At 38.5% G+C, this 12,520-nt stretch carries 5 protein-coding genes and 1 rRNA gene; 4 read left to right on the top strand and 2 right to left on the bottom strand.

The genetic code is table 11. The features are described from left to right. Positions 1-19 precede the first annotated feature (19 nt). Together NOX80_RS06595 and NOX80_RS06590 are read right to left on the bottom strand one after the other, a co-directional pair. A 16S ribosomal RNA gene (locus NOX80_RS06595) occupies positions 20-1,535 on the bottom strand. Positions 1,536-2,381: 846 nt separating this feature from the next. Next, positions 2,382-3,617 carry an ABC transporter permease gene (locus tag NOX80_RS06590; RefSeq protein ID WP_256552518.1) on the bottom strand — a complete coding sequence of 412 codons (1,236 nt, stop codon included), beginning with the start codon at positions 3,615-3,617 and terminating at the stop codon, positions 2,382-2,384. Between the two features lie 5 nt (positions 3,618-3,622). On the opposite strand from NOX80_RS06590, the gene NOX80_RS06585 reads away from it, so the two are divergent. From NOX80_RS06585 to NOX80_RS06570, 4 genes are all read left to right on the top strand, one after another. Further along, entirely contained in the window at positions 3,623-4,879 is a 1,257-nt protein-coding gene (locus tag NOX80_RS06585) for an exo-beta-N-acetylmuramidase NamZ family protein (protein WP_256552517.1), read from the top strand. 11 nt (positions 4,880-4,890) lie between these two features. Beyond that, positions 4,891-6,450, top strand: a complete 1,560-nt coding sequence (locus NOX80_RS06580; protein ID WP_256552516.1) for a histidine kinase — start codon at positions 4,891-4,893, stop codon at positions 6,448-6,450. Positions 6,451-6,558: 108 nt separating this feature from the next. Next, positions 6,559-9,144, top strand: a complete 2,586-nt coding sequence (locus NOX80_RS06575) for a zinc-dependent metalloprotease (protein ID WP_256552515.1) — start codon at positions 6,559-6,561, stop codon at positions 9,142-9,144. A gap of 15 nt (positions 9,145-9,159) precedes the next feature. Beyond that, positions 9,160-12,510: a SusC/RagA family TonB-linked outer membrane protein gene (locus NOX80_RS06570; protein ID WP_256552514.1), complete on the top strand. Its 3,351-nt coding sequence runs from the start codon at positions 9,160-9,162 to the stop codon at positions 12,508-12,510. Positions 12,511-12,520: the final 10 nt, after the last annotated feature.

The raw sequence follows: 12,520 nt of genomic DNA, 5'->3' as shown, positions 1-12,520 counted from the left end.
GATGCTTATCTTTCTCTAGAAAGGAGGTGTTCCAGCCGCACCTTCCGGTACGGCTACCTTGTTACGACTTAGCCCCAGTTACTAGTTTTACCCTAGGCAGCTCCTTGCGGTCACCGACTTCAGGTACCCCCAGCTTCCATGGCTTGACGGGCGGTGTGTACAAGGCCCGGGAACGTATTCACCGGATCATGGCTGATATCCGATTACTAGCGATTCCAGCTTCACGGAGTCGAGTTGCAGACTCCGATCCGAACTGTGACCGGTTTTATAGATTCGCTCCTGGTCGCCCAGTGGCTGCTCTCTGTACCGGCCATTGTAGCACGTGTGTAGCCCAGGACGTAAGGGCCGTGATGATTTGACGTCATCCCCACCTTCCTCACGGTTTGCACCGGCAGTCTCGTTAGAGTTCCCGACATGACTCGCTGGCAACTAACAACAGGGGTTGCGCTCGTTATAGGACTTAACCTGACACCTCACGGCACGAGCTGACGACAACCATGCAGCACCTTGTAAAGTGTCCGAAGAAAAATCTGTTTCCAAATCTGTCACTCTACATTTAAGCCCTGGTAAGGTTCCTCGCGTATCATCGAATTAAACCACATGCTCCACCGCTTGTGCGGGCCCCCGTCAATTCCTTTGAGTTTCAAACTTGCGTTCGTACTCCCCAGGTGGGATACTTATCACTTTCGCTTAGCCACTGAGCTTGCGCCCAACAGCTAGTATCCATCGTTTACGGCGTGGACTACCAGGGTATCTAATCCTGTTCGCTCCCCACGCTTTCGTCCATCAGCGTCAATAAACCAGTAGTAACCTGCCTTCGCAATTGGTATTCCATGTAATATCTAAGCATTTCACCGCTACACTACATATTCTAGTTACTTCCTGGTAATTCAAGTCCTGCAGTATCAATGGCCGTTTGATCGTTAAGCGACCAGATTTCACCACTGACTTACAAAACCGCCTACGGACCCTTTAAACCCAATGATTCCGGATAACGCTTGGATCCTCCGTATTACCGCGGCTGCTGGCACGGAGTTAGCCGATCCTTATTCCTACAGTACCGTCAATCTACCACACGTGGTAGGGTTTCTTCCTGTATAAAAGCAGTTTACACACCATAGATGCTTCATCCTGCACGCGGCATGGCTGGATCAGGCTTGCGCCCATTGTCCAATATTCCTCACTGCTGCCTCCCGTAGGAGTCTGGTCCGTGTCTCAGTACCAGTGTGGGGGATCTCCCTCTCAGGACCCCTACCCATCATTGCCTTGGTATGCCGTTACCACACCAACTAGCTAATGGGACGCATGCTCATCTTGTACCGTTGGAACTTTAGTAATAAAGTGAGGCCACTCTAAAACACTATGAGGTATTAATCCAAATTTCTCTGGGCTATCCCTCTGTACAAGGTAGATTGCATACGCGTTACGCACCCGTGCGCCGGTCTCAGATTAGCAAGCTAATCCTACCCCTCGACTTGCATGTGTTAGGCCTGCCGCTAGCGTTCATCCTGAGCCAGGATCAAACTCTTCATCGTATATTTTTAATATTGTCGATAATTCTCAGGTCTAATTTTTTATACTCGAAAAATTTTACTCTCTCTTTGTATGCTGTCAATCCAATATGTCTATGAACGTGTCATTCTCTTTTTCCAACTAACCTCTCTCGGTTAGCGGCTGCAAAAGTAGAAACTTTTTTAAAACTGTGCAAGATTTTTTTGAAGTTTTTTTTGAAAAAATTTTCTTCGTTTTTCTTACTCAATATCTTTAAGAACTTCCCTGTTTTGCGGGCTGCAAAGATAATTCGCTTTTTTGTTTCTCGCAAATCTTTTTTTGACTTTTTTCTATTCCTTAGTCAATTCCCAATCTGCTGCTAACTCTCAATGAACTTCCTTATTGCGGCTGCAAAACTAGAACCTTTTTCCGATTTCACAAACTTTATTAAGCCTTTTTTTAAAACTATTTTTTAACTCCCTCATTACCATTTGTTAATACTAAACCTTTTTTTCTGCAATCATAAGAGCTAAGAGAAAAGAAGAAAGAGAAAAGAGAGCTTGTCCTATATATAGGACGGTTTTTAATGCTAATCATCCCGAAAAAAGAAGAAAGAGAAAAGAAAAAAGAATGCTCTTTTTCATATCTCACGGGTTTTTAAAACCTTCGGGTATCAAAAACGGATACTTTACACTATAATATATATAGCGTAATAAACTAAAACCGAAATTCATCAACTAAAATATAAAACCCGACTGGTTTTAAAAATCTGGCAGGTGTGTCCGGATGAAATAAAAAACCGCAGGAAATCCCCGCGGTATACTATTATATACATGTAGTAGTTTTATTTTTCTTCTTTTGAAATTTAAAAATAAAACCAAATGTTTCCTCTAATCGAAACGGATTGCCTTTACCGGAGAAATCTTAGTAATGATATAAGACGGAATCAGCAGAACTAACAAACAAATCAATATTGTTCCTAAGTTTAAAAGTAAAATCGGAAGTACCTCTATCACAACCGGAGCTTCGGTAACATAATAATTTTCCGGGTTCAGCTTTATAATTCCGAAATATTTCTGAATCAACAGCAAACTGATACCGATCCCATTCCCCCAAAGCAGTCCTCTTATTATAAGGTATAATGCATTATACAAAAATATTTTTCGGATTATCCAGTTATCCGCTCCAACCGCTTTTAATATTCCTATCATTTGGGTGCGCTCTAAAATCAACACCAATAAAGCCACGACCATATTAATAGTAGCTACCACTACCATCACAATCAGAATGACCACAATATTAAAATCGAATAATTTTAACCATTCAAAAATATTATAATATTTCTCCTGTATCGTTACACTATTATAAGTAGGCGGAATTTCTGTATAAATCTGCTCACCCTTTTCTTTTATCTTCGAAAAGTCATCAATAAAAACCTCAAACTCCCCTACTTCATCTTTACTCCATTTATTGATTCGCTGAATATGTCGAATATCTCCTATTATATAGGACGCATCAAATTCCTGGAATCCGGAATTATAAATACCTACAATTTCAAAACGACGTACGTTTGGCAATTTGTTTCCTTCTTCTTTCATAAAAAAGGTATTGAACTTATCACCTAACTTCAACTGTAAACGATCTGCCAGATACTTTGAAATGATTATTTCATTATTAAGCGCTGCATTTAAATTAGGGATCCGCCCTTCAACAATATACTCTTTTAGATCAGTCCACTTAAAATCTTTCCCTACTCCTTTAAATACAATTCCTTCAAAAGCATTCTCCGTCCGAATGATACCGGCTTTAGATGCGGTAGCCTGAACGTGACTAATTCCATCAATATTTTTGAATTTCGGATAAAACGGTTGATGAATTGAAATAGGCTCCACGCTCACTTCGGATTGGTTATCGTCATAATTCGAGATAATTATGTGTCCGTTGAATGCCGCAATTTTCTGGCGTATTTTTTGTTGTAAACCAACTCCGGTCGCTACCGAAACAATCATCATGATGATGCCGATGGCAATAGCCGCAATTGCAATTTTTATTATTGGTGCAGATATACTACTTTTATAGTTTTTAGTAGTAATTAATCGTTTTGCTATAAAATATTCTAATCTCAAGACTTATGATATCAAATTCCGTTTTCAAAAATACAGTTTTATTCTTGGTTTTAGCGATAGTATCCTGTGGAAATTCTGCTATCCGGCAGAAAGGTTCTAAAACCGAAATATCCGATGCAGGCACTTTAACTCATAAACAAAATGATCCGATTCTTTGCGGTGCCGACAATTTTGAAAAATACCAGTCTCTTCTGGCCAACAAAAGAATTGGTGTTGTAACGAATCCTACGAGCATCGTTAATTATGACGGAAACAATAAAAAATTAAAAAATCCGGTACACCTGGTCGATTTTATGTTGAGCAATAAACTGGATGTTGTTAAAATATATGCTCCTGAACACGGATTTAGAGGTACAGCCGATGCCGGTGAATTGATCAAAGACGGAAAAGACAGTAAAACCGGTTTACCGATTATATCTTTATACGGTAATAACAAAAAACCGAAACCGGATCAACTGAAGCAAATCGACATCATGGTTTTTGATTTGCAGGATGTAGGTGCTCGTTTTTACACCTATATATCATCATTACATTATATCATGGAAGCCTGTGCCGAGGAAAACATTCCTTTATTAATACTGGACCGACCGAATCCGAATGGTTCCATTGTTGACGGACCGGTACTTGAAAAAGAATTTACCAGTTTTGTCGGTATGCATCCGATTCCGGTTTTACACGGTATGACTATCGGAGAATACGCCAGAATGATCAATGGTGAAAAATGGCTTAAAAATGGTGTACAATGTGCACTTGAGATTATTCCTTGTTCCAATTACAAACGAAGCATGTCGTATAGCTTACCTGTAAAACCTTCTCCTAACCTTCCAAATGATCAATCCATTAATTTATACGCCAGCTTATGTTTATTCGAAGGAACAAATGTGAGTATGGGACGCGGTACCGAAAAACAATTTCAAATTTACGGTTCTCCGTTTCTTCCGAAATCTGATTTTAGCTTTACACCCGGCCCGAACCTTGGCGCCAAAGATCCGGTATACAACGGTAAATTGTGTTATGGCGAAGACTTGTCTGACGCACCAAAAGTAAATCGATTGGAACTAAAATGGCTGATCAAAGCGCAACAGGAGACATCCGATAAAAAAGTATTCTTCAATAGTTTCTTCAGTAAACTGGCCGGAACTCAAAAATTACAACAGCAAATCGAATCCGGAATGAAAGAATCCGATATCCGAAAATCCTGGGAAAAAGGTTTGAATGCTTTTAAAAAAATGCGTTCTCCTTACCTTATATATGAAAATTAATTTTCGCTTGCTTGAAATTTCCGATTCAAAATACTATTTCCAGACGTACCTTTTTAATTACAGGGCTTATTGTGATTGTAGTTACTACGGTAACGATTTTTATTTTAAGTAATCTGATCACTCAGATCACCGAAAAATCCAATCAGGAAGTGGCACAACGTAGTTTTCTAAAAAAATATGATGTTCTTGAACAGGAATTTTCGCGTTTACTGGAACAAAAGAAAAATGTTCAGGAAGTGCTCAAAATAAGCAACAATCAGAATATTACAAACAATCTGACTTTATTAAATGCGATACAATTAAGTAATCCGGTTGTATTGTGTAACTGGTTTCAAATTAACAACGGGCCGATCTATACTAATAATTCCGGGAAAGGTTCTTTTCAAAAACACTTGAATCTCCTTGTTGATCCCAAAGGAAAGGAAGAAAATTCCAGTGTGATATTAAAACAAGGTGACACTTTAATATGGCGTAACTATTTCAAAATTGTAAAAGACAACAATACGGTCATCCGATATGGTTATGATATTGACCTTAAAAAATTACACGATCATTTTTCGCTTATCGATGGTAACGCACCCAACTATGCCTTTGTTTTTGATCGGAACGGAACTTGTATTTTTCACCCGGATGCTGAGAAAAACGGAAAAAACATTTTTAATTTTTCCAATCTTAGTCCGTCGGACACTACTATTAATTCCAAAAAAGGTTATAATGAGGAAATAGCCCTGTCCGAATATTTACAACTAGACGTTATTCGTTTTGTAAAACCTTTGAAACTGGATGGCATTGATTGGTACATTTGTATTAACTTTCCAAAAATGGTCGCCGATGAAAATGTCATCAAAGTAAAGCAACACGTTTCAACCATCTATCTGATTACTACTTTTATCCTGGTATTTATCTTTTATTTATTTAATCGGGCCAACCGAAAAGAGTATCTTGAAAAAGAAGCTTTAATAGCCGACAAAAACAGTCTTTTACTCGAAAATGAAAAAATTCACAAGGAAAATGCTTTAATTCAACTCCAACAACTTAAGGAACAAATTAATCCGCATTTTCTGTTCAACACGCTTAATTCGTTATACATGTTGATTGATGCAGATGCACCAAAGGCGAAAAAGTTCACTTTAAATCTATCAAAAATTTATCGTTATCTGATCGATCCGCCGCAGGAAAATATTGTTCCGTTGAGCGATGAGCTTTCCTTTATTGAAAAATATATCTTTTTACAAATGACCCGCTTTAATCAGGAATTGCAATTTTCCATTGAGATTGAAGCCGACATGGGATTAATAAAAAACATTCCGTATCTCTCCTTACAGATTTGTATCGAAAATGTTATTAAGCATAATTCTGCTACGATAGAATCGCCCTTAAAAACCCGTATCATTATCAAAGAAGATCATGTAATTATTAGCAATAATTTACAAAAAAAAGCCAGTAATGAACAAAGTAATAATTTTGGCTTAAAATACTTACAAAGTATATATAATTACTATTCTAAAAAAGACTTCAAAACTTTTGAGAAAAACGGAGAATTTGTATGCATTCTACCATTAATTGACTAAAACAAGTCATTCACTCTCAAAAAAGAACCACTCACTCCGTTTTGTTTTTATATCGTTTCAGGAACTTCTAAATTTCGAGACATTTATTTAACCAAAACTTAACACATAATGAACAAAAAGACATTCATATCATGTACAAAATTTGTATTGGTATTGTTGTTTTTATTGAGTAATGTTACTGCTTTTTCACAGAAAAAGAAACAAAAAGAAACTAAAACAGAAACTACAAAAGACACCATTGCAAAAACAAAAGGTTATGCCGAATTAGTTAAGAAGGGAACTCTCAAAAAGGGTCTTTTTAACGTAATTCAGGTAAAAACCGATATTTATTTTGAAATACCGGATAGTTTGATGGGGAGAGAATTCCTTGTCGTAAACAAACTGTCTCAGGTACCGATGCAGGTGAACGAAGCCGGATTAAACAAAGGAATGAATTATGAAAACAAAGTCATTTCTTTCCATAAAGATACAGTTGCAAAAAAGGTTTGGGTAAAATCATCCCTGCCAAAAGTTTCGTCACCGGAATCGGATGCTATTACCGGTTCAGTGCGTGATAACTTTTCCGAGTCCATTATTGAAGTATTCGATATTGAAACCAAAAACAGCGATTCTACTGCGGTAGTAATCAAAGTGAATAAGGTATTCGACGGAAAGCAAAAAAGTTTTAACGATGTGCTGAGTAACATCGGGTTTGGAGGATCGGTAAAATCCGACCTCTCCTATATAGAAGCGGTAAAAACGTTTCCGGGGAATGTTGTGGTAAAATCACAATTAACTACCTCAGTAAGTGAGGGCGGACCGGCTTTATCCGTAACTTTAGGGGTAACTAGTAATATTGTTTTGTTGGATAAAGTCCCGATGAAGCCGCGTTTTCTGGACAAGCGAATCGGGTACTTTACCGAAAAACACTGGTATTTTAACGACAATCAGCATGCGATGGTTGAGAAAGAACTGATCACACGCTGGAGACTGGAACCGAAAAAGGGAGACGAAGAAAAATATCTGAGAGGCGAATTAGTTGAACCGAAAAAACCGATTGTATATTATATCGATCCGTCCACTCCAAAACAGTGGCGTCAATATATTATAGACGGTGTCCATGACTGGCAGGCTGCTTTTGAGAGAGCCGGTTTTAAAAATGCAGTAATCGCCAAAGAACCATCTGAAAGCGATACTGATTTTGACATTGATGACGTTCGTTATTCCGTTATCACCTATGCCGCTTCACCAAAAGCAAATGCCATGGGACCGTCTGTTGTAGATCCGAGAAGCGGTGAAATTATTGAAGCTGATATTATCTGGTGGCACAACGTTATGACATCATTACACAGCTGGATGCGAATCCAGACCGGACCGATCGATCCGAAAGCCAGAGGTAATAAATTCAGTGATGAGCATATGGGAGAAGCAATACGATTTGTATCTTCTCACGAAGTGGGTCATACTTTCGGTTTAAAACATAACATGGGCGCTTCTTTTGCATTTGAAGTTGACTCTCTACGTTCTAAAGTTTTTACGGAAAAAATGGGCGGAACTGCTCCGTCGATTATGGATTATGCCCGATACAATTATGTAGCACAACCGGAAGATGGAGTGACCGCTATCACACCAAAAATCGGAGAATATGACAAATATGCTATCGAATGGGGGTATCGTTGGTATCCGGGTGAATCGGAAGAGAAAGCCAAGTTAAGTGCTTTGATCGACAAGCACCAAAACGATCCGATGTACTTTTATGGAGAACAACAAGACGGTGGCGCTATAATCGATCCGCGTTCACAATCGGAAGATTTAGGGAATGATGCCGTTAAAGCAAGTGAATACGGTTTAAAAAATTTGAGACGCGTTGTCGATAATATTTTAAAATGGACCTATGAGAAGGATGCTTCTTACTATGAAACCGGTAAGTTGTATATCGGAACAATCGGACAATGGCAGTTATACAACCGTCATGTATTAAATAATATCGGAGGTGTTTATCTGAATACAACTGTTCACGGTGATCACAAATCCAGTTATATTCCGGTTCCGGCAACAATGCAACGCAGAGCAACCGACTATTTGCTTAAAAATGTAATAACAATTCCGGAGTGGTTATTTTTTAATCCGATTCTTGACAAAACGAATCCGTTAAAAGACTCCCCAGTTGGACCTTACGAATATACGCCTTATACATTGTCAAGAGAATTGCAGTACGGTATCCTATACGATTTATTTAGTGATGAGCGTTTACTGCGAATGATCGAAAACGAACTATACCAGCGAAACGGAGCCAAAGACAAATTGTTTACGGTAACCGACCTGTTTAAAAGAGTACATCAACAAGTATTTAGTGGTACACTGCAAAACAAATCGCTGTCGATTTTGGAACGTATGACACAAAAAAATTATGTGGATGTGCTGATTGTTTCAACTAATAAGTTATTTGAAAAAACAGATGCGAAGAAATTGATGTTTACGAAAACATTGAACATGCCGATGCTTTGTAACCATATTCATGAGGACCAGATGATCCGAAATATCAATCAATCCTCTTTAAAGCGAGTTACAGAAGTGACATCGGAGAAGAAAGGAGAACTGAATAAGGTATTACAGCTTTTAAAGCTGAAAAAAAATACCGGAAATGTGGAGACCCGTAATCATTATGCCGATTTGATTAATCGCATTGAAAAAGCACTAAACAATCCTCTATAACTAACAATTCAAGAAATGAAAAGATTAATTTTTTTAATGACACTCTTCCTCTCCCTGGCGGGATATGCCCAGGAAAGCAGGACGGTTACCGGTAAGGTAATCGATTCTCAGGATAAGTTGCCGATGCCCGGGGTTTCGGTTTATGTTGAGAATAAATCAATAGCGACCAAAACAGGTCAAAGCGGAATAATAGAAAGTACCGGTGTAGGTACTGTAACTGATATGGATGGTAATTTCAAACTGGAAATCACCAAAGATGTAAAAAGCCTTCGGGTTAGCTTTATAGGCTATGAATCGTATCTGATTGATCTGACCTCACAAAACCACTATAATGTGAGTCTAAAGTCTGATTTAAATCAATTGCAGGAAGTAGTTGTAACCGGGTATCAGAAAATCGAGAAACGTAAACTTACTTCTGCTTTGACAAAAGTAGATATGGAAGACATCCACCAGGCCGGTGTTGCCAGTGTAGACCAGCTTTTAGTGGGTCAGGTAGCCGGTGTCGCTGTAGCGCCGGGCAATGGTGCTCCCGGTGGAGCGGCTAAAATCCGAATCAGAGGAACGGCTTCACTATCCGGCCCTCAAGATCCGTTATGGGTTTTAGACGGACTTCCGTTGGAAGGAAACGATGTACCGAAATTTAATGACAAAGACAATATTGATCAACTAAATAATTTTTCAATTGCCGGATTAAATCCGGATGACATTAAGGATATAACTATTCTGAAAGATGCCGCTGCTACTGCTATATACGGGGCTCGTGCTGCTAACGGAGTAATTGTGATCACTACGAAAAAAGGAAGAAAAGGACGTATGGCAGTTAATTTTACAGCCAATACATTCATAACGCAAAAACCTGATTTTTCGAAATTAAATCTGATGGATGCCAATCAAAAAGTAGATTTTGAACTTGGTTTGGCCAGCCGTCCGGAGTTAACCTATCGTGATGACAAAGGGGAGATTTCCCGTATATTAAACACTAGCGGAGAATTGGGCGCTTATCGTGCCGGTGGTTTTTCGGCTTTGCTGCCATCAACACAACAAGCGATAAATGCTTTACGTGCGAATCAAACCAATTGGGGTGACTTATTATATCGTACTGCGGTTAACCAGCAATACGGTTTAAGTCTATCCGGTGGTGGTGAAAAATCGGATTATTATTTTTCATTGGGTTATTATGACGAAAAAGGTGCGACTATCGGAACCGGTTTTGAACGTTATAATATCACCTTAAAAAATAATTACGAAATATCGGATAAACTTAAGGTAGGTGTAGGCCTTTTCGGAACACAGAGTAAGAATTCTTCTTATATCTCCGATACAGATGCCTTTACCAATCCGGCGAATTATTCGAGAAATGCCAATCCGTATTTATCGCCTTTAGATGCAAACGGAAATTATGTTTACGATAAAGACATTCAGGGGTATTCTGATCGTTATGTTCCGTTTAACTTTCTGGAAGAACGTAACAATACGTCATATGAATTAAAAACAAGAGCGTTAAAAGCTATTTTTGATCTGGAATATAAGGTAACGGATGATTTAAAGTTAACCTCACAGATCGGTTTACAGATGGACAACTCTGACACGGAAAAATATGCCGGTAAGGAAACCTATTTCTCCCGTAAGGAAAGAGAAAAAAGCCGACGATTCAAAAACGGAAATTATTACTATTTCTTACCGGATGGTGGAATCGTTCAGAATTGGGATACGGATTTTTTCCAGTATAACATCAAAACACAGTTGACTTATAATAAAACATTCGGTGAAAAACACGAATTGGATTTATTAGTTGGTAATGAGTTAAGAAGAACATACAATACGAGTATCTATTCCAGAGGTTTCGGTTATGATCGTAAAACCGGTACTACAGGGCAAATCCTATTCCCGGATCAGGAAACGGCTAACAGTACCGAATACAGAACGTATAACAGAACGCATAATGAGAATGCTTTCGCATCGTTTTATGCAACGGCTTCTTATACTTATGACCGAAAATATACGGTTTTTGGTAGTGTGCGTTATGATGGTTCCGATTTATTCGGTGTCGATCCGAAATATAAATATTTACCGTTATGGTCAATCTCCGGATCCTGGTTAGCTTCAGAAGAAGAATTTCTGAAAGACAATGTACCAACGATAAGCAATTTGAGATTTAGAGGTTCTTATGGTTTACAAGGGAATATCGATAAAAACACATCGCCGTTCGTAGTTGGAAACTATGGTAACGTAAGTATCTTACCGGGACAAACGGAACCGACAATTGTTGTAACCAGTCCGCCAAACAGTAAATTGCGTTGGGAGAAAACAGAAAACGTAAACTTTGGTTTTGATTTAGGTGTATTGAAAAACAGAATTAGTATGGCTGTCGATATGTACGGTCGTAAAAGTACTGATTTGTTAGGTGTTCGTGCTTTACCGCTTGAAAACGGTTTTGAGTACACGAATATGAACTGGGCTCAGGTTACAAATAAAGGATATGAAATTTCATTAACCACAAGAAACATTGATAACAAAGATTTCAAATGGACAACGAATTTCAATTTAGCGCATAACAAGAGTAATATAGACCGTATTGAAGTACGTGCTAATAGTTATTTGCCATCAGGTGAAGGTTATCCGGTTAATGCTGTTTTTGCATTAAGAACAGCCGGAATCGATGCCAACGGATACCCGCAGTTTTTAAACAATAACGGTGAGGTAGTAAGTGCAGTGGATTTCTTCCAGTTGTACGATCCGTATGCCGATATCATCCCGGGTGAATTATCACAATCCCGTTTAACGGAGAATGCAGATAAGTTCAGAAGCTTGTTTACTTATATGGGAGACAGAGATCCTAAGTTTACCGGAGGTTTTATCAATACTTTTAAAATAAAGAATTTTGATTTGACTGTTTCCACTGCTTTCAACTTAAAGCAAACTGTTGTTAAGACACCACCTTACAACGGAACGCAAGTTGACAGAGGACAAAACTTTACTACGGATATTCTGAATGCCTGGTCTCCTACCAACACCGGTTCGAATTTACCGGGTATCGTAGGAAAAGGCGATCCGTTTACGGATAATTCATGGATGGCTTACCAATGGTTTGCTAACGGAACACCAATCAACACGTATTCTTTATTGGATACCTGGGTAGATGAAATGAGTTATTTGAGAATAAGCAGTATCCGTTTAGGGTACTCATTACCGAAAACAGTTACGGATAAAATGAATATCCAAAATGTACGATTCAGCGTGGAAGGCAGAAACCTTTTTGTAATCAGTTCTGATTTTAAAGGTTATTTTGATCCGGAAACTTTTGGGAACATCTATGCACAACCAATTCCCAGATCGGTAACATTAGGGTTAAATGTAACTTTTTAAAAAATTGAGA

This window comes from Flavobacterium cerinum (assembly GCF_024496085.1).
Taxonomy (GTDB): Bacteria; Bacteroidota; Bacteroidia; order Flavobacteriales; family Flavobacteriaceae; genus Flavobacterium; species Flavobacterium cerinum_A.
Note: the sequence above shows the minus strand (reverse complement) of the source record. Positions and strands in the feature narration are given on the sequence as shown.